Genomic DNA, 24,584 nt, shown 5'->3' with positions numbered 1-24,584 from the left:
ACTGTTGCTCCGAAGCAGGAGGCGTATAATACGCTCCCTAGTTTTGATGTCAACGTTTATTTCAAAGCATTTCGAGAAACATTTAAAACAACACGTTAACTTATGTTATCTACCAAATATTAGGTTAGATAACATATCAAAACAGTCCGTTGATGATTCATTTTGCGTGAACCCCTTGGAACTGGAGCGCATTATAGAGAGAGTTAGCTTTAGTACAAGTCTTTTTTACACTATTTTTCGTTTTTCTTTATGATTGTTTGTTTGTTAAACAAAACCAAGTTCAAATGAGTGAACTTGGTTAATAATAAAGCGTAAATGCACTTTACCTGTCTATTACATACAAAGACCACCGTCGATTTCTACCACGCGACCAGTGAAGAATTCATTTTCAAAGATGTATTTTGCCGTATGGGCAATTTCTTCTGCTTCACCTAAACGGCCAACAGGTTTCATTTTCTCTAACCGGTCACGCATTTCTGGTTTCATAGCATCTGTCATTGCAGTACGAATAACTCCAGGAGCAATAGCGCCAACACGTATACCATGACGACCAAGTTCCCTTGCCCATGTCGTTGTCATCGCGACAACGCCCGCTTTTGCAGCAGCATAGTTGGTTTGGCCCATATTACCGCCACGAGCAATTGAAGACATATTAATAATTACGCCTTCTTTGCGACCTTCAATCATATGAACAGCCGCTTCACGGCCACATAAGAATACACCTGTTAGATTTACATCAATAACTGATTGAAAGTTTTCTAAAGACATCTTTTTGCTAACAACGCCGTCTTTCGCTTTTACAAACATACCATCACGCAGGATTCCGGCATTATTAACTAAACCATCAATACCGTTAAAGTCTGCATTAATTTGTTGAAATGTTTCTTCAACCTCAGATTCTTTACTCACGTTAGCAAGGTAATAAGCTACTTTTATTCCTTCAGTACCAGCCGACTTAACTTGCTGAACGCTTTCTTTTAATTGTTCTTCATTTAAATCGATTAACGCTATATTAGCGCCTGATTGAGCAAAACTAATAGCCATAGTCAAACCTAGACCTTGACCACCACCAGTTATAACGATCGTTTTATCTTGTAATTTCATATTATTTACTTACTTTTATTAAATACATTAAGGGGTCAAAGCGAAATTATACCCGTTATTAATCAAGATGCATGTTTCAGAGTGCTTGAGCAATTTCAATTCAAGGCGCTGTGATGAAAAAATGGTTATTCCCTTATAAATCACAGCAACGATGAAGTGATGTTTCTCAAGCCCTTCTTCGATGGGTTTAAAATGACTTTATACTGCGTTAAATAATCAAACCATAGAATGACTATGCTTAAATCATTTGCCTTGCCTAAAGTTATTTTAATTCCCACTGAAATCCTGCACTTTGAATGGTAACGGGTATAGCTATGACTATCACCTGTTATATGTTTTACCGACTAATTAAGCTAATTTAGCGAGTGGATGTTCTGCTTTTGACCAAGTAGATTCGAAAAACCAATCAAGTACTTTAGCATCAATTAATTCAACTGATGGGTAATGCCATTGCGGACTATTATCTTTATCGATTAATAATGCTCTGACCCCTTCTAAAAACTCGCCGAAATGACCGCATTTAACTGCTAAGTTTAATTCCATACGAAAACAATCAGCTAATGTCATGCCTTTACCACGTTGTAATTGCGAGTAGGCTAATTGTGCGCTCAAAGCGCTACCGTTTTTCAATGACTTTTGTGCGCGGCTCAACCACTTATCTTCAGTCTCAACACTTACGATTGCCGTTACAATATCAGTCAACTCATTCTTTTCAACAAGCTGAGTTATTAATGTTTTATGCTCTCTTAAAGGTGAAACGGGTAATTTACTTGCTGAGCCTTGTTCGAACTCTTGTAATAGTTGCGAAGTCTTGTCGTGATTTAGTGGGACTGTTTCCCCCCAGTTAATCATCTTAAGTTGACTAATAAAGTTATCTTTGTGTTGTTGCTCAACAAAATAATCAGCAAGCTGACAAAACTTAGCATCTGCCGCATTGATAGAGGCACCGGTTAAGGCTAAGAATAAACCACAACCAGCAGGCATTTTATTTAGAAAGTAGCTGCCACCAACATCAGGGAATAAACCAATACTAATTTCCGGCATCGCTATCCGTGAGTTTTCAGTGACTACACGATGACTTGCTCCAACGAGCATACCTAATCCACCGCCCATGACAATGCCGTTTCCCCAGACAATGAAAGGTTTATTAAAGGTGTGAATTAAAAAATCTAATTGGTATTCTTGAGTAAAGTAATCTTCAATTTCTGGTGCGAATTTATTATCTACACTTAAAGTATCAACTGAAAATTTTGTATTGGAGCTTTTCAGGGTATTGGTTTTCATGGCATTGTAGAGGTGCACTATATCGCCACCTGCGCAAAAGGCTTTTTCACCTTCGCCCTGCAAAAATACAGCAGCAATGTTTTGCTGCTCTTGCCATGTAATCAATTTAGGATAAAGCAGCGCGATCATATCGCCACTTAATGCATTAAGTGATTTTGGTGAGTTGAGGGTAATGACCCCAATTTTTTTACCGTTATCACAATCAACTTCTTGAAAAAGAACTACGTCTGTCATAATTTTTCCTTTCTGAATTCTGGCTTAGTTTTAACATAACAAAACTATTTATTTTGCCAAACAGGCTTACGCTTATCTAGAAAAGCTTGTACGCCTTCTTTTTGGTCAAGTGAGTTAAATAACTCAACAAAAGCCAGACGCTCTTGTGGTAAAGCTCGAGCAGTCGGCATGACACGATTTTTTTGTATTAGCTGTTTACAAGCTGCCACAGCAACGGGACTTTGTTTAGATACCTTTTCAGCCAAAGCAATCGCTGCATTCTTTCCTTCACCTTGCGCAACTACTTCTTCAACTAAACTTATTGATAGAGCTTTTTCTGCATTAATTCGCTCACCACATAAAATCATACGTTTAGTCCAACCTTCGCCAACAAGTATCGCAAGATTTTGTGTGCCACCAGCACAAGGTAGTAAACCAACACTTGCTTCGGGTAAAGCCATAACCGCATGCTCTTCTGCAATACGAATATCACAGGCTAAGGCAACTTCTAAACCTCCGCCCATAGCGTAGCCATTAATAGCAGAAATAGAAACACCACGAAATGTTGATAACGTTTCAAATGCCTGACCAAAAATGTCACTCATATCTTCAGCTACTTGTTTATCGCCATCAGCAAAAACATTAAGATCTGCTCCAGCAGAGAAGAATTTAGCTCCATCTCCGGTTAAGACTAAAGCGTAAATATTTTTATCTTCATTTAAGGCTAAAACTAAATCACGTAAATCGGCTAAACTTTGTGCAGTCCACGTATGTGCTGGAGGATTATTAAAAGTAACAACGGCGGTATGAGCAATCACTTCTACTCGTAAAAACTGTGATGAATAATCAGACATTTTCTTTCCTTGCTAAGTATTTGATACTAATATTTTTTATTATGTGTTTTTTAGCTTTATATTATCGGCTGTTAACTATGTAACGGATGCATAGTGTTTTGTGTACAGCTTTAATATATTTTTCATGAAAAGTGTATCCCATACAATTGTTGAGTGAGATACATCAGAGCCTTTTAGGTTTTTCCTAAAGTAATTGCCCTGCCCCTTCCGTTAATAATCGTCGAGCGATAATAACGCGCATTATTTCATTAGTGCCTTCAAGAATTTGATGAACACGTACATCTCTAAAGTGACGTTCCAGTGGATACTCTTTCACGTACCCATAACCACCATGTATTTGTAGAGCTGCATCACAAACTTGAAAACCGATATCGGTAGCAAAACGTTTTGCCATAGCGCAATATGCCGTTTTTTCTGCATCGTTTTGGTCTAACTTATAAGCCGCTAATCGCACTAACTGTCTTGCTGCTACCAATTCAGTGGCCATATCAGCGAGTTTAAATTGTAAACCTTGAAAGGCCGCAATTGGCTTACCAAACTGTTCTCGGTCTTGCATATATGTCATCGCCGTATTTAACGCTTGTTGTGCAGTACCTATTGAACAGGTAGCAATGTTAATACGACCGCCATCGAGCCCTTTCATCGCTAAGGTGAAACCGTCACCTTCATTAGCGAGTAAATTCTCTCGTGGAATTTTGACATTATCAAAAGTAATTTGCTTTGTTGGCTGTGCATTCCAGCCCATTTTCTCTTCGGCTTTACCATAAATTACCCCGGGTGCATCCGCAGGAATAACAACAGCTGAAATCCCTTTAGCGCCAGCTCCACCTGTCCGGACCATAACGACTAATACATCAGTTTCGCCCGCACCTGAGATAAACATTTTTGAACCATTAATAATATAATGTTCGCCTTCAACTTTAGCACTTGTACGTAGTGATGCTGCATCAGATCCAGCACCAGGTTCGGTTAAACAATAAGAGGCAAGCTTTTCACCCGTTACTAACTCAGGACACCAAGCATCTTTTATTGTTGTTGTGCCCCAAGTCGCAATCATCCATGTGGCCATATTATGAATGGTCATCATGGCCGTAGTTGTAGTACACCCCATGGAGAGCTGCTCAAATATTATTGATGAATCTAATCGACTCAAGCCTAAACCACCAGCATCTTCTGGCGCATATAAACCACAAAAGCCAAGTTCTCCTGCTTTAGTTATCACATCTTTTGGAAAGGTATGTTCTATATCCCACTTAGCCGCATTGGGTAATAACTCGCTATCGCTAAATTGTTTAGCAGTTTCAGCAAACATTTGTTGGTCTTCGGTTAAATCAAAATTCATCAGTAATTCCTTGGGTATTTTTTATAGTATTTCTAGTGCTATTGCTGTAGCTTCGCCGCCACCAATACAAAGAGAAGCAACACCTTTAGATAGGCCTTGGTTTTTCAATGCATGGATTAATGTCACCATAATACGTGCGCCACTTGCGCCTAAAGGATGACCTAATGCACATGCACCACCATGAATATTTACTTTGTTGATATCTAACGACATATTTTTAACCGCCAACATAGTTACCATGGCAAAAGCTTCGTTGATTTCAAATAAATCAACATCTGCTGTTTTCCAATTTGCTTTGGCTAATACTTTTGTCATTGCCCCTACTGGAGCTACGGTAAATTCTGCCGGTGCTTGTGCATGTGTAGCATGCGCTACAATTTTACAAAGTGGTGATAAACCACGTTTTTGTGCTTCAGATAACTTCATCATTACTAAGGCTGCTGCCCCATCTGATATAGAGCTAGAATTTGCCGCTGTAATGGTGCCACCTTTTTTAAAAGCTGCACGCAGTGAAGGTATTTTGTCTGGGCGCGCATTACCTGGTTGTTCGTCGGTATCAATAATCGTTTCTTTACGTCTATTAACTACGGTAACAGCGGTAATTTCATTTTTGAAAGCGCCTGAGTCAATTGCTTGGTTTGCACGACTTAGTGAGCGGATAGCAAATTCATCCATCGCTTCGCGAGTAAAATCAGCTTCATCAGCAGTTTCTTGAGCAAAACAGCCCATAGAAACACCGTCATACGCATTTTCTAAACCGTCGAGCATCATATGATCGATGACTTCGCCATGGCCCATACGTAGACCTGTTCTAACTTTCGGTAATATATAGGGTGCATTACTCATGCTTTCCATACCGCCAGCAATAGCTACCTCAATAGAGCCAGCAAGTAATGAGTCATGTGCTTGCATCGCAGCTTTCATACCTGAACCACAGACTTTATTGATTGTGGTGCAGACAGTAGATAAGGATAAATCAGCAGCGATTGCGGCTTGTCTGGCGGGTGCTTGTTTTACGCCAGCAGGTAAAACACAGCCCATAATGACTTCGTCAACTTGATCATTGGCTAAATTTGCTTGTGCTATTGCGCCTTTAATTGCGCTAGCACCTAATTCAGGAGCCGTTACCGGTGACAAACAACCGCCAAACCCACCCATAGGTGTTCTTACGGCTGAAACAATAACAATAGGATCTAATGATGACATGGAGCTCTCCAGCTTATAAATGATAATAAATTTGAATAATTACAATGTAATTGAATAAGTTAATCTCTTTTGATAAAGCCTAACTTAATAGTGCCTTTACGCCAACGTAACCCAAGTGAGTAAGATCATTAATAACAAAGCAAACTGTAAGACCTTTCTTACAGGGTGAATTTATTATTTTTATCATCGAACAAAAGCAACCTTTACGTTAACGTAAACTTCCTATAAGATAAATCAATAAGCAAATTTATTCAAGATGATATATCCGAGTAAAAAAATGACATCAAAAATTAGCCCAACTAAATACTCTATTAGCGACTTATCAAAAGAATTTGATATTACCACGCGCAGCATACGTTTCTATGAAGACCAAGGATTAGTCTCTCCTGCCCGTAAGGGACAAACGAGAATTTATAACCAAAGAGATAAAGTTCGACTAAAGTTAATTTTGCGCGGTAAACGCTTAGGTTTTTCATTAGCTGAAACAGGCCGTTTATTTGAACTGTACGACGTAGATAAAACAAGTGCTAAGCAGTTAAATAGCATCATGGAACTTATCCATAATAAAAAACGCGATTTAACGCAGCAACTAGAAGATATTAATGCCGTGCTAATTGAATTGAATGACTTAGAAGATAATTGTCAAGAAACACTTAGAACACTAGAAACCAAATAATCCCCTATATAAGCAACGGTAAAGGAACCATTATGATTTCACAATACAGATCACTTAACTTTAACTTAGGCGAAACCGTCGATATGATCCGCGAACAGGTAAATGCCTTTTCTCGAGATGAAATAGCCCCACGTGCAGCGCAAATTGACATTGATAATGAATTTCCAAAAGATTTATGGCGTAAGTTTGGTGACATGGGTTTATTAGGCATGACCGTTGATGAGCAGTACGGTGGTTCAGAACTTGGTTATTTAGAACATATTGTTGCTATGCAAGAAATTAGTAGAGCTTCTGCTTCTGTAGGTTTGAGTTATGGCGCTATGTCGAACTTATGTTTAAACCAGTTAAGTAAAAATGGTTCTCATGAGCAAAAGCTCAAGTACTTACCAAAACTTTGTACCGGTGAACATGTTGGTGCACTTGCTATGAGTGAGCCAAATGCAGGTAGTGATGTAGTAAGCATGAAACTTCGCGCTGATAAAAAAGGTGATAAGTACATCCTTAACGGTAATAAAATGTGGATCACCAATGGTCCAGATGCTGATGTTTTTGTTATTTATGCTAAAACAGATACCAGCGCAGGTTCAAAAGGTATTACAGCCTTTATTGTTGAACGTGATTACCCTGGTTTTTCTCGCCATCAGAAATTAGATAAATTAGGTATGCGTGGTTCAAATACCTGTGAATTAGTTTTTCAAGATTGTGAAGTTCCAGCAGAAAACATTTTAGGCACTGAAGGCAAAGGCGTTCGCGTATTAATGTCAGGTTTAGACTACGAACGCGTAGTTTTATCTGGCGGTTCTTTAGGCATCATGGATGCTTGTATGGATTTAGTCGTACCTTATATTCATGACAGAAAGCAATTTGGTCAATCTATTGGTGAGTTCCAATTAGTACAAGGTAAAGTTGCTGACATGTACACACAAATGAATGCAGCCAAATCTTATGCTTACATGGTAGCTCAGGCTTGTGATCGTGGTGAAACTACACGTAAAGATTCAGCAGCGGTAATTTTATATGCTGCAGAATTAGCGACAAAAATGGCACTTGATACTATTCAATTACTTGGCGGTAATGGTTATATCAACGAATTTCCAGCGGGACGTTTATTACGCGATGCTAAATTATACGAGATTGGTGCTGGTACTTCCGAGATCCGTAGAATGTTGATAGGCCGTGAATTATTTAACGAATCTAAGTAGCGAGCCATCTTGTCGTTGTATGGTGCAATAAGATCGTCAAGAGTACTCATTGACTAGCGTCAACTCCGTGCTATTTCCTTCTTATTGCACCATATAACTTAAAGCTGAATCACTACATTTATTATTTGAATAAAAGACATTGAACGAAAAACACAGAGTTAGAATTGAACCAGTAATTGTTTAGTTTGCAGCGACTTGATTCAAGTACAAGGCAAAAAAGCGGAGTTGACGTTAGTCAATGAGCATTTTTCAACGCCGTAATTGAATAAACTCGCAATAAAATAAACGATGACTAACAAATAAAAGGCACTACCGTGGCAAAACTAATATCAAAAATAAATGTACGCAGCCAAGACTTTTTGGATAATGCTGCCCATATGCAAGTTCAAATTGATGACTTGCGTGACAAGCTTTGTGAAGTGAAATTGGGTGGTGGCGAGCGAAGTCGTCAACGTCATTTAGACCGCGGTAAATTATTACCACGTGACAGAGTTAATGCCCTACTAGATACTGGCTCAGCTTTTCTCGAATTTTCACAGTTAGCAGCTTATAAAGTCTATGATGATCACGTACCTTGCGCTGGCATTATTACTGGTATTGGTCGAGTTTCAGGGCAAGAGTGTGTCATTGTTACTAATGATGCAACGGTAAAAGGTGGTACTTACTATCCACTAACAGTAAAAAAACACCTTAGGGCTCAGGCAATAGCACAAGAAAATAACTTACCTTGTATCTACCTTGTTGATTCAGGTGGCGCTAATTTACCTAACCAAGATGATGTTTTCCCTGATAAAGAGCATTTTGGTCGTATTTTCTTCAACCAAGCTAATATGTCTGCTAATAACATTCCTCAAATAGCCGTAGTGATGGGCTCTTGTACTGCTGGTGGTGCTTACGTTCCCGCAATGGCTGATGAGTCAATCATTGTTAAAGAGCAAGGCACTATATTTTTAGCTGGTCCTCCCCTAGTAAAAGCTGCAACAGGTGAAGTAGTTAGCGCTGAAGACTTAGGTGGCGCCGATGTACATTGTCGTACTTCAGGTGTTACCGACCATTATGCACAAAATGATCATCATGCGCTTGAGATCGCACGTTCTGCGGTGAAGAATTTAAACCGAGTAAAACCGGTAACGATAGATTTCCAGCAAGTTGTTGAGCCAGAATACCCGAGTGAAGACATTTACGGCATTATTCCTAAAGATACCCGTCAACCTTACGACATTCGTGAAGTTATTGCCCGCATAGTTGATGGTAGTAATTTTGATGAATTTAAAGCTCTTTATGGTAATACCTTAGTTTGCGGCTTTGCGAAAATATTTGGCTATCCTGTTGGTATCGTCGCTAATAATGGGGTGTTATTTGGTGAGTCAGCGGAAAAAGGGGCTCATTTCATTCAGCTCTGCGCACAACGTAAGATACCGCTGGTGTTTTTGCAAAACATTACTGGCTTTATGGTGGGTAAACAATATGAGTCAGGTGGTATCGCTAAGCATGGCGCTAAAATGGTAACCGCCGTTGCCACCGCACAAGTCCCTAAATTTACAATATTAATTGGCGGCAGCTTTGGCGCCGGTAATTATGGCATGTGTGGCCGAGCTTATGATCCGCGTTTCTTATTTATGTGGCCAAATGCCAGAATATCAGTCATGGGTGGAGAGCAAGCAGCTGGCGTTATGGCGCAAGTTACCCGTGATAAAAAAGAGAAGTTAGGTGAAAGCTGGAGTGATGAAGAAGAGCAAGCATTCAAAAAACCTATTATTGAAGATTATGAACACCAAGGTCACCCTTATTATGCCTCTGCGCGTTTATGGGATGACGGTATTATAGATCCCGCTGACACTCGCCAAGTTTTAGGCCTAGCGATATCTGCGTCATTAAATAAAACCATTGAAGACACTAAATTTGGTATTTTTAGAATGTAACGTGCCCTGTCTTAGTTAACAGCTCAGGTTGATCATAGAGATAAAAAGTCCTGGTACTATTTATCCCTAGTTACTAAAAATGCTAAACGTAAAGGAAAAAGTATGTCGATTGATACATCAACTTCAATTTCACCTTCAGAAAAAGTGCTTTATACAATAAGCGATAATGGCGTAGCTACCGTTACTTTTGATAATGCTGATAAACATAACGCTTTCGATGACGTTATCATCAAAACCTTAACTGATATTTTCAATGATATTGCCAAGCGTCACGATATTAAAGTCATGGTATTAGCAGCTAATGGAAAAAGTTTTAGCGCCGGTGCAGATTTAGGCTGGATGAAACGTATGGCGGGTTATTCTTATGAAGATAACCTCAAAGACGCTAATGCCTTGGCACAAATGCTCAAAGCCTTAAATTTTCTGCCACAAGCAACCATTGCTAAAATTCAAGGTGCTGCTTTTGGCGGTGCTGTTGGCTTAGCTAGCTGCTGCGATATAGTTATCGCCAGCAATAAAGCTAGCTTTTGCTTGAGCGAAGTTAAATTAGGACTTATTCCTGCAACGATTAGCCCTTATGTCGTTAATGCCATCGGCTTAAAAGCTTCAAGACGTTATTTTCAAACGGCTGAACGTTTCTTTAGCGATAAAGCTATGCAACTAGGTTTAGTTGATGAAGTTGTCGAGGCTGATGAATTAACGGCAGCGGTAGATAAGATGATTACCACCCTGCTTAGTAATAGCCCGGAAGCAATGAGGCAAGCTAAACAACTTGCTTTTGATGTGGCTTATCAAGACATCAATGAACAACTACTTAACGATACCAGTGCACGTATTGCCAGTATTCGAGTATCGAATGAAGGTCAAGAAGGCCTCAGCGCTTTTTTTGAGAAACGTAGCCCAAGTTGGCAAATAAATGCCAATACATTGCCAATAAAAGCCAAGAGCGAAGGATAAATAAATGTTTAGTAAAATATTAATTGCTAACCGTGGTGAAATTGCTTGCCGCATAATAAAAACAGCCAAAAAAATGGGCATCTTAACGGTTGCTGTCTATTCTGACGCTGATAAAGATGCCTTGCATGTTCATATGGCTGACGAAGCTATTTATCTTGGTGCTTCACCTTCTCGTGAAAGTTATCTAGTTGGGGAGAAAGTAATTGCTGCTGCCAAGAAAACTGGCGCACAAGCTATTCATCCTGGTTATGGTTTTTTATCAGAAAATGCTGCTTTTTGCCGTGCTTGTCAACAAGAAGGTATTACCTTTATTGGCCCTCCTGTTGAAGCCATTGAAGCGATGGGCTCAAAGTCCGCTGCCAAAAACATTATGGAAAAAGCCAATGTACCCTTAGTTCCTGGTTATCATGGTGATGATCAGTCTCGTGATATCATCAAGAAAGCCTCTGACGACATGGGCTATCCGGTACTATTAAAAGCGACAGCTGGTGGCGGTGGTAAAGGTATGCGCCAAGTTTGGAGCGAAGCTGAATTCGATGAAGGCTTAGCTGCAGCGAAACGTGAAGCGATGTCATCATTTGGTGATGACACTATGTTGGTTGAAAAGTATTTAACACAGCCTCGTCACGTTGAAATTCAGGTATTTTGTGACAATCATCAAAATGCTGTGTATTTATTTGAACGTGATTGCTCAGTACAACGCCGCCATCAAAAAGTGATTGAAGAAGCTCCTGCCTTTAGCATGAGTGAATTTCTGCGCAGTAAAATGGGTGAGTCTGCAATAAAATCGGCACAAGCCATTGGCTATCAAGGTGCTGGCACGGTTGAGTTTTTACTTGATGTTGACGGATCATTTTACTTCATGGAAATGAACACCCGCTTGCAAGTAGAGCACCCTGTAACCGAAATGATTTCAGGACAAGATCTGGTCGAGTGGCAATTACGTGTTGCCGCAGGTGAAAAACTGCCTAAATCACAGCAAGAATTAACAATCAATGGCCATGCGTTTGAAGCAAGAATATATGCTGAAGACCCAAGTAATGATTTTTTACCTTCTACTGGGCAATTAAATTTATTAAAAACGCCATTAGAAAGTAAGCATGTGCGTATCGATACCGGCGTTCGTCAAGGTGATGAAGTCAGTGTTTTTTATGATCCAATGATCGCAAAACTTATTGTTTGGGATGAAAGCAGAGAAAAAGCCCTACAGCGATTAGCTAAAGCCCTACGTGAATATCGCATAGATGGTGTTACTACCAATATCGAGTTTTTATACAACTTAGCGACTACCGATGCTTTTATCAATGCAGATATAGATACCGGTTTCATTGAAAAGAATCACGATGCTATATTTCATCAAACTGATGAAAAGCAAAATGAAGAGTTATTAACTAAGCAATTACCTATTGCTGCATTATATCTAGTGCTTTCGTTAGAAAAGAAAACCAAAGAGTTAGCGGCACTGAGTAATGACCCGCACTCACCTTGGCATATGACTAACGCTTGGCGATTAAATGAAGCACATAATCACGCGCTAACCTTGGCTTATAATGACATTGAATACGCCATTAACATTGAGCAAAAACGCCAAGCTAGCGCTAGCTATTATATAATCACCATTACCAGTCAATGTGGAAAAACACACACTGTTGATTGCCAGGGTGAAATAGCAGGTGAAAAGATTACCGTTACTATTGATGGCCATCGTAGCCAAAGCATTGTTGCACATAGCGATAACAGCATAAGCCTTTATCAAGAGCACGGCGTATTTAACTTTAGTCAAGTACACCCTGATCATGGACAAAATAATGATGATGATAACCATGGCGGTTTAACTGCTCCAATGAATGGTACCGTTGTTAGTGTACTGGTAACGTCAGGTGAGCAAGTTAAAAAAGATCAGCCATTAGTCATTATGGAAGCAATGAAAATGGAACATACCATTAAAGCGCCAAGTGATGGTGAAGTGAATGAAGTATTCTTCAGTGCTGGCGATATGGTTGATGGTGGCGCTGAGTTATTAGCTTTTTCAGCACACTCTCTAAAAGAAAGTACTGAGGATAAATAATGGCTAATCAACATATACCTTTAGCTGAGCAATTATCACAAAACCTCCCAAGTAAAGTGAAAATTGTTGAAGTGGGTCCAAGAGACGGTTTACAAAATGAAGCTCTCATTAATGGAAAGGCTATCAGTGCTGCAGATAAAGTAGCGTTAATTGAACAATTAGCTGATGCTGGTGTGAGTTATATTGAGAGCGGCAGTTTTGTTTCACCTAAATGGGTGCCACAGATGGCAACTTCGACAGAAGTATTTGAAACAATAAAGCGCAATAACAATGTCACTTACGCCGCGCTAACCCCAAATATGAAAGGTTATGAAGCCGCTGTTGCGGTTAATGCCGATGAAGTTGCTATCTTTGCTTCAGCTTCTGAAAGTTTCAGCCAAAAGAACATCAATTGCTCTATTGAAGAAAGCATAGAGCGATTTTCTCCGATTATAGCGGATGCTAAAAAACGTAACATTAAAGTTCGTGGTTATGTTTCTTGTGTTGTCGGCTGTCCCTATGAAGGTGATATTGATCCCGAGCAAGTAGCACTGGTTGCTGAAAAATTACTCGCTATGGGTTGTTATGAAATATCCCTTGGCGACACCATTGGTGTTGGTACAGCTGCTAGCGTAACTAAGATGTTACAGGCTGTCAGCGCCCGTGTACCAAGCGCTCAACTAGCTGTTCACTTTCATGATACCTACGGGCAGGCGTTAACCAACATTTACGCCGCGCTACAATTTGGCATTTCAGTTATCGATAGTGCTATTGCAGGCTTAGGCGGCTGTCCTTATGCTAAGGGCGCATCAGGCAACGTAGCCACAGAAGATGTTGTTTTCCTGCTTAATGGTTTAGGTATTACAACAAATATAGATTTCGATAAATTACTACAAGCCGGTTGGTTTATTAGCAAGAAGTTAGGCAAACCGCCAATCTCTAAAGTATCAACCGCTTACCTTGCACAACAGCAATGATAAATAATCGACAACTTTACATATAGATATAAACGTAGGAGATGAAAATGGCAGGATTTGACAAAGTAGTATCAAGCTATGAAGAAGCCATGGCTGGACTTACCGATGACATGACAATAATTGCTGGTGGCTTTGGCTTATGCGGTATTCCAGAAAACTTAATTAGCGAGATAAAGCGTAAAGGCACCAATGGTTTAACACTAGTTTCGAATAACTGTGGCGTTGATGACTTTGGTTTAGGCGTATTATTACCTAACCGTCAAATTAAAAAAATAGTCGCGTCTTATGTCGGCGAAAATGCTGAATTTGAACGTCAAATGATGGCTGGTGAGTTAGAGGTTGAACTAACACCACAAGGAACACTGGCAGAAAAAATGCGTGCTGGCGGTGCTGGTATTCCAGCGTTCTTTACTGCAACAGGAGTTGGTACACCAGTAGCTGAAGGTAAGGAAGAACGAACATTCAATGGTCGAGATTATATTTTAGAAGAAGCTATTATTGGTGATTTTGCCATAGTCAAAGCTTGGAAGGCCGATAGATATGGCAATTTAGTCTTTAGAAAAACAGCGCGTAATTTCAATCCTTTAGCAGCGACGGCAGGTAAAATTACCGTTGTTGAAGTTGAAGAAATAGTTGAAGTGGGTGAGTTAGACCCCGATCACATTCATACGCCAGGCATTTATGTTAACCGCGTTATTCAGGGGACTTTCGAGAAGCGCATTGAACAACGCACGACCCGCCCAACAGATCAACAAGAAGCAAAGGGAGAATAATATGGCTTTATCGAGAGAACAAATCGCCCAACGTGTTGCCCAAGAGCTTAAAGATGGTTATTACGTAAATCTAGGCATAGGTATTCCTACCCTCGTTGCAAACTACGTCCCGAAAGACATAGAAGTGATGTTGCAATCAGAAAATGGTTTACTTGGTATGGGCCAGTTTCCAACAGAGGATGAAATTGACGCCGACCTAATCAATGCCGGCAAGCAAACCGTTACCATGGCAAATGGTGCTTCTATTTTTGACTCTGCAGAGTCTTTTGCCATGATACGTGGCGGTCATGTAGATTTAACGGTACTAGGCGCTTTTGAAGTAGACGTTAATGGCAACATTGCTTCATATATGATTCCTGGTAAATTAATCAAGGGCATGGGCGGCGCAATGGATTTAGTCGCCGGTGCTGATAACATTATTGTCACCATGACACATGCCTCTAAACATGGCGTATCAAAGTTACTAAGTAACTGTTCTTTGCCATTAACGGGTAAAGGTTGCATCAAAAAAGTGCTAACTGACTTAGCTTTTATTGAAATTAAAGAAGGCAAGTTTCATTTGCTCGAACGCGCACCTGGCGTCTCAGTAGAAGAAATAATTAAGTTAACTGAAGGTGAACTGGTTGTAACTGGTGATGTACCAGAAATGAAATTGTAGTTCTGTACAATTTTGTAACCAAGTAATTCATCTACCTTATCTTGCTAATAGTGATAAAGTTAGTCACTATTTACTGAGTAAATCGTTATAAAAGTAATAGTAATCAAACTATTACTTTTATTCCACCCCCGTAAAATAAAGAATAAATCTCATAAAGACGCCTCTTTTACCTTCATTATTAGGCACTACCCCGCCATTAAACTTGCACTTTGGTAACAATTACGTGATACTTACTATTGACAAAGAAAAGGCAAAACACGCGAAAACGTGTGACGCAAAACCACCGGTCTAAGGATTTAGCTAATTTATTTAACTTAATCTATGACAGCGGAGTAACCTAGTTAACAGGTACATCCCGTGGTTTTTTCTTTTATTAACTCAATTATTAAGGTTTATAAAATGAAAAAATTATTAATAGCTTCAACCATCACTGTTTTAACATTAACGTCTGCTGTAACGACACCAAAGGCACAAGCTGCTGACATTGCGACAAGTATATGTGAGTACGTGGCAACCGATGACAAGAAACGCATGCGTTCATTTTTAAAAACGAATAAATTAAAAATTCGTCGTATCTTCAACGGTATTCAGTGTAATGGGAAAAACTTATTAGAGTTTGCATCGACTTCTGGCTCAGTAAAAACAGGTTCTTTGATGATTTCAAAATTACCAAAGAAAGTTGTTTCAGCTAATCTAGTATTCCTTCAAACTGGATCGCAACCATTGATAGACGCTGCCAACGCTCGCGTTAGCAGTTAAGATTATTTTTGAGTAGACGTTAATACCTTTTAGAAATAAAAATGGATGAGTAAAAGCAATACTATTTAATAATTCTATGTCATTTTAAAAAGCCTGCTTCTGCTGGCTTTTTTTTTGTCTAAAATACAGTATACCCGTTCCACCTGAAGATGCAGGATTCAGCTGGAATTATAAACGTCTTTAGGCAAGGCATTGATTGAAGAGAATGGTTGTTCCCTTGTCGAAATCAATAACGTAGCATAAAGCGTTTATAAACCAGCCCTTGGGTAAAGCTAAGCAAAACATACTCGTCGTTACATTTGCTTTTAAGGGAACAACCATTAACAACAATTGTGCCTCGATTATGATTCGCTTAAGTTTCCTGAAACGAACATCTTCAAGTGGTACGGGTATATATCTCCCATAATAAACCTAGTAATTCCTAGCGAAGTAAATAAAAAGCACTTACACTTAACTCATTGAGTTGATTAAAAAATGATATTGTTCAAACCATTATAAATATAATAATAACTATATATGACACTAAAACGAAATTACCTTAATAGTAAAAATGCGCTTGTGCTTACCGGTGGTGGTGCTAGGGCAGCTTATCAAGTTGGCGTTTTGTCAGCCATAGCAAAGTTTATCCCTCGAAATCATGGTATTCCGTTTCCAATTCTTTCAGGTACTTCTGCTGGAGCTATTAATACCACGTCGTTAGCATGTTATGCATCATGTTTTCATTTAGGGGTTAAAAAACTAGAATGGGCTTGGAAGAATTTCAATATATCGAGTATCTATCATAGTGATCCAATTAATGTATTTAGTCATATAAGCCAAGGCATGTTGGCCAGCTTTCAAGCTGACTATGCGAATAAAAACCCACGTAGTTTACTCAATAATGCACCTCTTAGATCGCTACTCAATCAGATACTCGACTTTAACCGTATTGATAATAATATAGCACGTGGCTACTTATCAGCAGTAGCCATTACAGCATCAAGTTATAGTAATGGCGATTCGATTAGTTTCTATCAGTCTGGTAGTAATGATCGACCTTGGTCACGTATAAAAAGGCGTGGTGAATTGTGTCAGTTAAACACTGAGCACTTGATGGCTTCAGCGGCAATTCCCATGGTTTTTCCTTCCGTTAAAATTAAAAACCAGCACTTCGGTGATGGCTCTGTACATCAGTTATCCCCTTTAAGTCCTGCGATTCATTTAGGGGCAAAGAAGATATTCGTCATTGGTGTAGATCAACCAAAAGAGCCTATACATGTAAGAGAAAACAATCCACACCCACCAAGCTCAGCAACTATTGCAGGTCATCTACTGGATTCCATTTTTGCTGATACCATGCACAGTGATCTAGAGCGAATGGCGCGAATTAATGAAACCCTTAAATTAATATCTGCTCAAAATAGAAAAGAAAATGAAGGACTACAACACATAGAGAGCTTTGTAATTAACCCTAGTCATGATTTTAATGCCATAGCTGCACAATATTACTATGACTTACCTTTGTCTATTCGTTTACTTTTACGCAGTGTTGGCATAGGCAATGACTCTGAATCAAGTATCGTAAGTTATTTGTTATTTGAAAAGAATTTTTGTGGTGAACTGATAAAGTTAGGCTTTGCTGATGCAATGGAAAAAGAGCAAGAAATTAGAGCCTTCCTTGAAATTTAATCATCCCAAGTTATGTTTTCAGACTAAAGCCTCGTTATTTTATCAGAAGTTCTACCAATTACATTAAGTTGTTGATCTTGTTGTGCATAGGAATAAAATCAAGCCAAACCGCTCAAATGGGTATTAGATACCTTCCTGAAGATAGCGTTCTACCCGTTCAACTCTTCTTGGTTTGCCTCTAACAACTAAGGTATCTTGATTTTGTAATAGGGTATCTAAATCTGGTGACTCTGTTTCAACATCATCGCGATGTAAGGCGACAATATGAACACGGCGCGACTCTAACGTTAATGAGGCCAGTGTTTTACCACAGGCAAAAGAATTGTTGTTAATAAGAATAGCATGAGCGAATTCAATTCGGTCAATTGCTTCAGGACTCATATCAGTTTGCTCACCCTGGAAAAATCCATGTAAGTGGTTATAATGATTTTTCCGCTCTTTTTGCACTCGTCGCATAATTCGGGAAAATGGTACGCCAGATAACGACAAAACTTGTGATACTAACATCAAACTGCCTTCCAAACTTTCCGGTACAACTTCATTAGCTCCCGCTTCTTGAAGCGCATTAAGTTGGTCATCATTGCGAGTTCTTACTAAAATAGGTACATCTTCATTCATTGTTCTTACTTTTTGAATCACTTCAACTGATTGTTTGTCATCTCCAAAGGCAATGACAACCAATTTAGCTTTGGATAGATGCGCAGCGTTAAGCACTTCCGTTTGACGTGATGAACCAAAGAGTACGTTCTCCCCTGCTTCTCTTGCTTTTTGTGTACGAAGTGGATCAACATCAATAGCGACAAAATCAATGTCGTCTTGCTTTAAAAAGCGACTGACTGTTTGACCCACTCGGCCAAAGCCGCAAATTATCACATGCTTTTCTAGGGTATTATTTTCTGGTAATTGAGATAAATCTAGAGTGTCTGGTGTTTTTTCTTGACTCAAAAACAGTGCCCAAGACCTGGCGTTATTCATCATGTAAGGCGTAATTGCCATACTGATGACACCTGCACCCAGTAACATGGAAGCTACATCAAGTGGTAATACTTGAGTCTGACTTGCGAGTGCAATTAATACAAAACCAAATTCGCCCATTTGCGCCAACATAAGGCCTGAGGCCCAAGCATCTTTACTCGATTCGCCCGCTTTAACGGCAAGGCTTTTAATAACTAGGACTTTTATTGCCATAAAACAAATCATCAAGCCCAATAAACTAAACGGTGATGTAACGAGTAAACCGACATCAAGTTTCATACCGACAGTGATGAAGAATAGGCCTAATAAAATATCGCGATATGGCCTGATATCGGCTTCGAGTTGATGTTTATATTCACTTTCACTTAACATCATACCCGCAAGAAAAGCACCTAATGCCATAGATAAGCCGAACCATTGAGTGAAAGCCGCAGCTAATAAAGTTACCAATAACGTGGTTAATACAAAGAGTTCATCGGTACGTACTTGCGCAATAATGTTAAATATTTTTGGTAACAACCATTTACCCACTAATAATAATAATGCGACAACGACAACACCTTTTACCATGGCAAGCATCAACGCCCAGACCATTGAGGTTTGACTATCAAGTGCCAACATAGGAATAATAATTAATAGAGGAACAACGGCCACATCTTGGAAAAGTAAAATCGCGACAGATAGCTGCCCTGACTTTCGCTTCATAGCGCCACTTTCACTTAATTGTCTTATAACTATTGCCGTTGAAGAGAGCGTTAATATACTACCGACAACAAATGCGGCCGGTACACTTAACCCGAAGAATACGCCTGCAATCATAAAGACAAGCAATGAGATAGCTACTTGTAGACTACCTACCGAGATAACTAAGTGTCGCATAGCCATTAGCCGTGGCAATGAAAACTCAAGCCCGAGGGTAAAAAGTAAAAAGACAATACCGAGCTCTGCAAAGTGATCATAATCGACTTGATCATGAGCGATATTTAAACCATGTTGACCAACGATCACCCCTGCCACTAAATAAGCGAGTATTGCTGGTAATTTAATTCGACGAAACAGCCATACCACAAAAACGGCACAAGTTAATATCGCAAGAATTTCAAAGTATCCGCTCACACAATTTCCTTTTTGACGTTATTTTACTGTTTTTTACTTTGCTAATATTAGTAGCTAGCAATGATTCCCTCAAAAAGAAGGGGTTTGCCGAGCGGCAACTTATTGCCGCTAAAGTAATGACTCTAGCCATATAAATACAGACCTTAACCTTAGTTTACCTAGCCTTAAAGTATTTTTGCAACAAAAAAAACTATATTTCAATCAGTTAACATATTTCAGTGAATTAACGCATAGGCCACTGCGTAATAATAAATAAAGCGCAACATATCTGGTACATTTATTGCTTTAATCTAAATAGCTAAAAATAGTGTCAAAATATGCTCTAGGAGCAGTCTTAATTTATCAATTGACGCTATAAGATAAAGTTAATGAGGTTGTAGTATGCAAACACTAAACGTACTTGATAATAGATTTTCACCATTCAATACCTATAGTACATTAAGCACTGATGCGCTTGTTGCTGAAACTTTTACCAATACTGTTTTTGATAAACGTCAGGTATTAGCACTGATGACCAAGCTACAAACCACACTAGATATAGATGAGCTAATACATATTTTTTCAGTCGAAGCTACCCGGTATATTGATTTTTCAGGTCTGTACTTTAAAAGTCATAAGCTGAATAAAGTACTTCGTGGTAGTAGAAAGGCTAAAAAAGAGCGTCGTTTTGAGTTAAAAATAGCTGATGATTTTATTGGTACACTCAGCTATGGCATCAATAGCCCTATTAGCTTAACTAACTTTAAAGTGTTAGAGCAACTTCACCAGTGTTTATTACACCCGCTTAAAAATGCCATTGCTTATCATGCTGCCATGGAACTTGCTATGCAAGATGCGTTAACTGGGTTAGGTAATCGCCGATATTTTGACGAACAATTAAAACGAGCAATGCATAATGCAAATCGCCATCATAGTGTGGTTGGCTTAGTTTTAGGTGATTTAGATAAATTCAAAATAATTAATGATACTCATGGTCACCTTACTGGCGATTTAGTTTTACAAGAATTCGCTAATGTTTTACGCCAGTGTATCCGTGACTCCGATGGTTTATTTAGATTTGGCGGCGATGAGTTTGCTATTATCGTCGAAAATGCTAACGATACGGCTTTAACCATTATAGAAAACAGAATAAATCTGGCATTAACGAGTAATGTACTGTTAAACAAATACCAACTAGGCTGTAGTATTGGTTCAACCTTTATGAATAGAGCTGATAATGAAATTAGCTTTTTTGAGCGAGCAGATGAAACGCTTTATCGTAGAAAGATGCAATCAGCTACTCGTTTAAGTGTGGTATAACCTCTATGAACATCTAACAATCACTAAATCATCACTGATTGTTAGCAACAAGTTCCTTAAAGGCTACTTTGCGTTCACTTGGGCTAGCATTAACCAATAACCGACAAAACCGGACTGCCTGGGCAAATGATTTCTCATCAATATCACCATTACCCAGGTGTTGTAAAACAGCGATAACATAATGTTCATCTAATAGAAATATCTTTGCATAGTGATTAATAGCATCGGATAAAGAGGGATATAAGACACCATCAAAAGTAAAGCTATCTGCTTGTATTTCCTCAAGGTCAATTTCTTCAAGTTCAATGCCATTAGCCACTAGAGGCCAAGCCAAGTAGCTTACTCTCGTTTTTGCCACTTGGTACATAAACCAGGCACTTCGAGCAAAACCAGCAAAGTTCCCTTGCTCAAATTCACTTGTTGCCAACTCATGTTCTGTCCAGTTAACTCCAATAGCGAGGTCTTTAGCATAACGCTGTATCAACTGTCGTTTTACATTAGCCTTGACGGCCAAAATTGTACTTTCTTCCGCTTTATTAGCTAATTTTTGGCACTCACGGCAAGTAGGAACAGAGATCACAGGGTGTGAAGATGTGAGTGATAAGTGCTTATCACTCACATCAGAAAAGGCAGAACTATAGGAGGGGAAAATAAAAACAACCTGGCTAGGCTCACCACAAAACCAGCAACAATGCCTTTTATCAAAAGGTGTTTCCGTTATGATTATAGGTCTTATCACTGGTTTTTGATCTTACTATTAGTGAGCATTACAGGCAAAACTTAACGTTTCTTCTGAATCTTACTGTTGTATTTAGTAGTTGTTCTATCAGTTTTGTTTTTACCAATAGCTCTGATTTTAACGTCTTTTTTAGCTAAGTTTTGGTTCTTTTCTTGCGTTGCACGATATCTATTCTTACTCTCGCGCTTAACCGCTGCTTCTTGGTATTCGCTAGCTTCTAAGCGATTAAACTCATAACCAGGAGCGACAATTCGTTCAAACTTACGTTCAATTAATTGCTCAATGTTTTCTAAAAAGCGTTCGTCTTTAGGACTTACTAAAGAAATTGCGGTACCTGACTTACCTGCTCTACCTGTACGACCAACACGGTGGACATAATCTTCAGGTAAAAATGGTAAGTGAAAGTTCACAACATAAGCAAGATCTGGTATATCTAAACCACGAGCGGCTACGTCAGTAGCAACTAATACACGTACTTTGCCTTCAGTAAACTGTTCTAACGCTTTGTTTCTTGCGCCTTGAGTTTTATCACCGTGACATAATGCCGCTTTTATTCCATCAAGCTTTAATTCTTTTGCTAAGGTATTTGCACTTTCTTTGGTACCTGCAAATACAAGTACTTGCTTCCAGTTATTAACACCAATAATTTCTGAAAGTAATTCTCGTTTACGCTCTTCAGTAACCCAATAAACGGCTTGTTTAATTTTACCAGAAGTCGTGTTTTCTTTAGAAACACTGATGGTTTTTGGAGATTTTAATAATTGATTTGCTAACGATTTGACACGGTCTGAAAAAGTTGCAGAAAACATCAAAGTTTGATGCTTATGCTTAACCGCTAACAATAGTTTTTCAATATCATTTAAAAAGCCCATATCTAACATGCGATCGGCTTCATCAAGCACAAGAAATTTCACTTGTGATAAGTCAACATTGTGCAACGCTAAATGCTCTAACAAACGACCTGGTGTCGCCACTAAAACATCAAGACCTTGTTTTAACATTTTAGTTTGTGATGGCATTTTACCACCACCATAAACAACACCACTTTTGATTGGTAGATATTGACTAAACTGTTTGATATTCGCAGCAACTTGATTGGCAAGTTCGCGGGTAGGTGTCAATATCAACGCACGTATAGCTTGACCTGAAGCACTTTTTACATTTCCAGATTCTTCATCTGTAGAATTAGCAGAGCTATTAGCAGCATGATTAGCTTTAGCAATGGCATCTAAAATAGGCAAACTAAAGGCAGCGGTTTTACCTGTGCCTGTTTGCGCACTTGCTAAAAGATCAGTACCTTGGCGAATAACAGGAATTGCTTCTTGTTGAATAGGGGTTAAATTCTTATAACCACACTCTTTAACCGCTTTTAATAAATCCGCTGATAAGCCAATTGCATCAACACTCATATGTCACCTAAACCCTAAATAAACTCGTAAAATACTGAAATAGCATAATTGGGGCGGATTATAATACAAATTGTTGTTAAAAGCAGAACTTGTCTTGAATAATTATCGTGAGATTTAATTAATTTATAGATAGTGTCTTGGCATAGGAAAACACCGTACTGATTTAGAAAGGTTTTAGCCCGTCTGGAGCATTGTTTAGAGTGTTAGCATATTACTTGCCATTGTTGCTCAGAAGAGAAACAAGGCAAGTATTGGTCGAACTGTAACTGATGCTAATGATTAGTAATTGGCGCTGCAACACCCGCAGCGACATAAGGAATAACGCGTTCGATAACCCCTGCTATGTCTAACTTATTGTTAAAGTCATTTTCAGCAATGTCAATTAAGGCTTCACTTGATGACATAGTAAAAACAATAGTGCCCATAGTGAAATGTAAGCGCCAGAACATTTCTTCAGTACTTAATTCAGGATACGCAATTTTTACGGCTTTAGTGAAATTAGTGAATACGTTGGGATATTGTGTTGTTAAAAACCAGCGTAAGAAACCCTGACTGTCGGCATAACCACGTCCAAGCAACTGTAAAAAAGTACTGGTACCATTTTCTTTAAACTCATTAAGGTTTAACAATGGCGCTATAAAAGCAGAGAAAACATCATGTAGACTTGGCTTTAATTCAGCTTCACAAACTAAAGATAGAGCGGATTCCAATTGAGGTGAAAGTTCATCCATATAGCGAGACATAACCGCTTTAATCAACTCTTTTTTGGATCCAAAGTGATAATTTACTGCCGCTAAATTGACATTAGCTTGACTAGTAATTTCTCTTAAGGACGTACCATTAAAGCCTTTATCGGCAAAAAGTACATCGGCGGCATCTAATATTTTATTTTTAGTACTCATACTCTCTTCTACTACTTGCTGTTTTGATAATTTAATATATAAACTAAACGACTATTTTAAACACCCGTTTAAAATAGCGTATTTTTTGTAAATAGGTCAAGCTTTTAAAAGCGACTCATCAGATTAATTCGGAATCTAGGGACTGTTGACCTTTCGAGATTATTTTTGCAGCCGTTTGTTGGGTGTTTATACAAGGCAGAGTCTTTGTAATGTGGTTGTTCCACATAAAAAGGCGATAACGCCGTAAAAACGCTCAACAAACGCTGTCCGAAGGATTCGGCTAAAATACTATACTCTTTTTTGAGTAGTGTTTGCTTAGAGTGACTAGGCTTCACACTACCCGCCGCGAGTAAAAATTTTTGCTTGCTTTAAGACAGACGAACAAAATTTAACCGAGTTAGGTCAACAGACCCTAGTATATCATGGACACTATTACAAATCGTTACGGTATCTATACAGTAAAATACAGGCAGAGCATTTATTATAATCTCAGTTTCAAGCA

The 24,584-nt window shown here is 38.9% G+C and carries 20 protein-coding genes, 1 pseudogene and 1 riboswitch; of the genes and pseudogenes, 11 read left to right on the top strand and 10 right to left on the bottom strand.

Annotation, left to right across the window (positions count from 1 at the left end):
- Window positions 1-333: 333 nt before the first annotated feature.
- The 5 genes from CXF85_RS21030 to CXF85_RS21010 all read right to left on the bottom strand — a co-directional run bounded on the left by CXF85_RS21030 (window position 334) and on the right by CXF85_RS21010 (window position 6,003).
- On the bottom strand, window positions 334-1,104 hold the full coding sequence (locus CXF85_RS21030) for an SDR family oxidoreductase (protein ID WP_101230602.1): 771 nt from the start codon (window positions 1,102-1,104) through the stop codon (window positions 334-336).
- Window positions 1,105-1,452: 348 nt separating this feature from the next.
- Window positions 1,453-2,622 carry an enoyl-CoA hydratase/isomerase family protein gene (locus CXF85_RS21025; RefSeq protein ID WP_101230601.1) on the bottom strand — a complete coding sequence of 390 codons (1,170 nt, stop codon included), beginning with the start codon at window positions 2,620-2,622 and terminating at the stop codon, window positions 1,453-1,455.
- Between the two features lie 44 nt (window positions 2,623-2,666).
- On the bottom strand, window positions 2,667-3,455 hold the full coding sequence (locus CXF85_RS21020) for an enoyl-CoA hydratase (protein ID WP_101230600.1): 789 nt from the start codon (window positions 3,453-3,455) through the stop codon (window positions 2,667-2,669).
- Between the two features lie 184 nt (window positions 3,456-3,639).
- On the bottom strand, window positions 3,640-4,797 hold the full coding sequence (locus CXF85_RS21015; RefSeq protein ID WP_101230599.1) for an acyl-CoA dehydrogenase family protein: 1,158 nt from the start codon (window positions 4,795-4,797) through the stop codon (window positions 3,640-3,642).
- Window positions 4,798-4,818: 21 nt separating this feature from the next.
- On the bottom strand, window positions 4,819-6,003 hold the full coding sequence (locus CXF85_RS21010) for an acetyl-CoA C-acyltransferase (RefSeq protein ID WP_101230598.1): 1,185 nt from the start codon (window positions 6,001-6,003) through the stop codon (window positions 4,819-4,821).
- A 277-nt stretch (window positions 6,004-6,280) separates the two neighbouring features.
- Between CXF85_RS21010 and CXF85_RS21005 the strand changes: the two genes are divergently transcribed.
- The 10 genes from CXF85_RS21005 to CXF85_RS20960 all read left to right on the top strand — a co-directional run bounded on the left by CXF85_RS21005 (window position 6,281) and on the right by CXF85_RS20960 (window position 17,642).
- Window positions 6,281-6,679 (top strand): MerR family transcriptional regulator, encoded by a 399-nt coding sequence (locus CXF85_RS21005; RefSeq protein ID WP_101230597.1) that lies wholly within the window; start codon window positions 6,281-6,283, stop codon window positions 6,677-6,679.
- 32 nt (window positions 6,680-6,711) lie between these two features.
- Window positions 6,712-7,881 (top strand): isovaleryl-CoA dehydrogenase, encoded by a 1,170-nt coding sequence (locus CXF85_RS21000; protein WP_101230596.1) that lies wholly within the window; start codon window positions 6,712-6,714, stop codon window positions 7,879-7,881.
- Window positions 7,882-8,195: 314 nt separating this feature from the next.
- Entirely contained in the window at window positions 8,196-9,803 is a 1,608-nt protein-coding gene (locus CXF85_RS20995) for a carboxyl transferase domain-containing protein (protein WP_101230595.1), read from the top strand.
- A gap of 102 nt (window positions 9,804-9,905) precedes the next feature.
- Window positions 9,906-10,760 (top strand): enoyl-CoA hydratase/isomerase family protein, encoded by an 855-nt coding sequence (locus CXF85_RS20990; RefSeq protein ID WP_101230594.1) that lies wholly within the window; start codon window positions 9,906-9,908, stop codon window positions 10,758-10,760.
- Window positions 10,761-10,764: 4 nt separating this feature from the next.
- Window positions 10,765-12,828 (top strand): acetyl/propionyl/methylcrotonyl-CoA carboxylase subunit alpha, encoded by a 2,064-nt coding sequence (locus CXF85_RS20985; protein WP_101230593.1) that lies wholly within the window; start codon window positions 10,765-10,767, stop codon window positions 12,826-12,828.
- Entirely contained in the window at window positions 12,828-13,784 is a 957-nt protein-coding gene (locus CXF85_RS20980; protein WP_101230592.1) for a hydroxymethylglutaryl-CoA lyase, read from the top strand. Before CXF85_RS20985 ends, CXF85_RS20980 begins: the two co-directional genes overlap by 1 nt.
- A gap of 47 nt (window positions 13,785-13,831) precedes the next feature.
- Window positions 13,832-14,557: a CoA transferase subunit A gene (locus CXF85_RS20975; protein ID WP_101230591.1), complete on the top strand. Its 726-nt coding sequence runs from the start codon at window positions 13,832-13,834 to the stop codon at window positions 14,555-14,557.
- 1 nt (window position 14,558) lies between these two features.
- The gene (locus tag CXF85_RS20970) at window positions 14,559-15,215 is read left to right on the top strand and encodes a 3-oxoacid CoA-transferase subunit B (protein ID WP_101230590.1); all 657 of its coding nucleotides are present in this window, start codon (window positions 14,559-14,561) and stop codon (window positions 15,213-15,215) included.
- A 239-nt stretch (window positions 15,216-15,454) separates the two neighbouring features.
- A riboswitch (cyclic di-GMP riboswitch) is annotated at window positions 15,455-15,556 on the top strand.
- A gap of 58 nt (window positions 15,557-15,614) precedes the next feature.
- Window positions 15,615-15,974, top strand: coding sequence for a DUF3718 domain-containing protein (locus CXF85_RS20965; RefSeq protein WP_232771290.1), 360 nt, complete (start codon window positions 15,615-15,617; stop codon window positions 15,972-15,974).
- Between the two features lie 516 nt (window positions 15,975-16,490).
- Window positions 16,491-17,642, top strand: coding sequence for a patatin-like phospholipase family protein (locus CXF85_RS20960; RefSeq protein WP_101230588.1), 1,152 nt, complete (start codon window positions 16,491-16,493; stop codon window positions 17,640-17,642).
- Between the two features lie 123 nt (window positions 17,643-17,765).
- Here CXF85_RS20960 and CXF85_RS20955 read toward each other — a convergent pair whose 3' ends face one another.
- Window positions 17,766-19,733, bottom strand: coding sequence for a monovalent cation:proton antiporter family protein (locus CXF85_RS20955; RefSeq protein ID WP_101230587.1), 1,968 nt, complete (start codon window positions 19,731-19,733; stop codon window positions 17,766-17,768).
- Window positions 19,734-20,114: 381 nt separating this feature from the next.
- Between CXF85_RS20955 and CXF85_RS20950 the strand changes: the two genes are divergently transcribed.
- The gene (locus CXF85_RS20950) at window positions 20,115-21,032 is read left to right on the top strand and encodes a GGDEF domain-containing protein (protein ID WP_101230586.1); all 918 of its coding nucleotides are present in this window, start codon (window positions 20,115-20,117) and stop codon (window positions 21,030-21,032) included.
- A gap of 31 nt (window positions 21,033-21,063) precedes the next feature.
- Here the strand turns inward: CXF85_RS20950 and CXF85_RS20945 are convergent, their stop codons facing one another.
- The 4 genes and pseudogenes from CXF85_RS20945 to CXF85_RS23210 form a co-directional block, all read right to left on the bottom strand.
- Window positions 21,064-21,771, bottom strand: coding sequence for a hypothetical protein (locus tag CXF85_RS20945; RefSeq protein ID WP_101230585.1), 708 nt, complete (start codon window positions 21,769-21,771; stop codon window positions 21,064-21,066).
- Window positions 21,772-21,812: 41 nt separating this feature from the next.
- Window positions 21,813-23,180 (bottom strand): DEAD/DEAH box helicase, encoded by a 1,368-nt coding sequence (locus CXF85_RS20940; protein WP_101230584.1) that lies wholly within the window; start codon window positions 23,178-23,180, stop codon window positions 21,813-21,815.
- Between the two features lie 272 nt (window positions 23,181-23,452).
- A complete protein-coding gene (locus CXF85_RS20935; protein ID WP_101230583.1) occupies window positions 23,453-24,082 on the bottom strand; it encodes a TetR/AcrR family transcriptional regulator in 630 nt (209 codons plus the stop codon).
- A 104-nt stretch (window positions 24,083-24,186) separates the two neighbouring features.
- Window positions 24,187-24,413, bottom strand: a pseudogene (locus tag CXF85_RS23210) (hypothetical protein); the annotation flags it as partial.
- Window positions 24,414-24,584 lie beyond the last annotated feature (171 nt).

The organism is Colwellia sp. 75C3, from assembly GCF_002836255.1.
Classification (GTDB): domain Bacteria; phylum Pseudomonadota; class Gammaproteobacteria; order Enterobacterales; family Alteromonadaceae; genus Colwellia.
Note: the sequence above shows the minus strand (reverse complement) of the source record. Positions and strands in the feature narration are given on the sequence as shown.

Bases quoted from the DNA above. Each gene is read 5' to 3' on its own strand.
- CXF85_RS20990 (WP_101230594.1), top strand. From the start codon at position 9,906: ATGTCGATTGATACATCAACTTCAATTTCACCTTCAGAAAAAGTGCTT.
- CXF85_RS21005 (WP_101230597.1), top strand. From the start codon at position 6,281: ATGACATCAAAAATTAGCCCAACTAAATACTCTATTAGCGACTTATCA.
- CXF85_RS21020 (WP_101230600.1), bottom strand. From the start codon at position 3,455: ATGTCTGATTATTCATCACAGTTTTTACGAGTAGAAGTGATTGCTCAT.
- CXF85_RS21010 (WP_101230598.1), bottom strand. From the start codon at position 6,003: ATGTCATCATTAGATCCTATTGTTATTGTTTCAGCCGTAAGAACACCT.
- CXF85_RS20940 (WP_101230584.1), bottom strand. From the start codon at position 23,180: ATGAGTGTTGATGCAATTGGCTTATCAGCGGATTTATTAAAAGCGGTT.
- CXF85_RS20960 (WP_101230588.1), top strand. From the start codon at position 16,491: ATGACACTAAAACGAAATTACCTTAATAGTAAAAATGCGCTTGTGCTT.
- CXF85_RS20935 (WP_101230583.1), bottom strand. From the start codon at position 24,082: ATGAGTACTAAAAATAAAATATTAGATGCCGCCGATGTACTTTTTGCC.
- CXF85_RS21030 (WP_101230602.1), bottom strand. From the start codon at position 1,104: ATGAAATTACAAGATAAAACGATCGTTATAACTGGTGGTGGTCAAGGT.
- CXF85_RS20965 (WP_232771290.1), top strand. From the start codon at position 15,615: ATGAAAAAATTATTAATAGCTTCAACCATCACTGTTTTAACATTAACG.
- CXF85_RS20980 (WP_101230592.1), top strand. From the start codon at position 12,828: ATGGCTAATCAACATATACCTTTAGCTGAGCAATTATCACAAAACCTC.
- CXF85_RS20985 (WP_101230593.1), top strand. From the start codon at position 10,765: ATGTTTAGTAAAATATTAATTGCTAACCGTGGTGAAATTGCTTGCCGC.
- CXF85_RS20975 (WP_101230591.1), top strand. From the start codon at position 13,832: ATGGCAGGATTTGACAAAGTAGTATCAAGCTATGAAGAAGCCATGGCT.
- CXF85_RS21025 (WP_101230601.1), bottom strand. From the start codon at position 2,622: ATGACAGACGTAGTTCTTTTTCAAGAAGTTGATTGTGATAACGGTAAA.
- CXF85_RS20950 (WP_101230586.1), top strand. From the start codon at position 20,115: ATGCAAACACTAAACGTACTTGATAATAGATTTTCACCATTCAATACC.
- CXF85_RS21000 (WP_101230596.1), top strand. From the start codon at position 6,712: ATGATTTCACAATACAGATCACTTAACTTTAACTTAGGCGAAACCGTC.
- CXF85_RS20970 (WP_101230590.1), top strand. From the start codon at position 14,559: ATGGCTTTATCGAGAGAACAAATCGCCCAACGTGTTGCCCAAGAGCTT.
- CXF85_RS21015 (WP_101230599.1), bottom strand. From the start codon at position 4,797: ATGAATTTTGATTTAACCGAAGACCAACAAATGTTTGCTGAAACTGCT.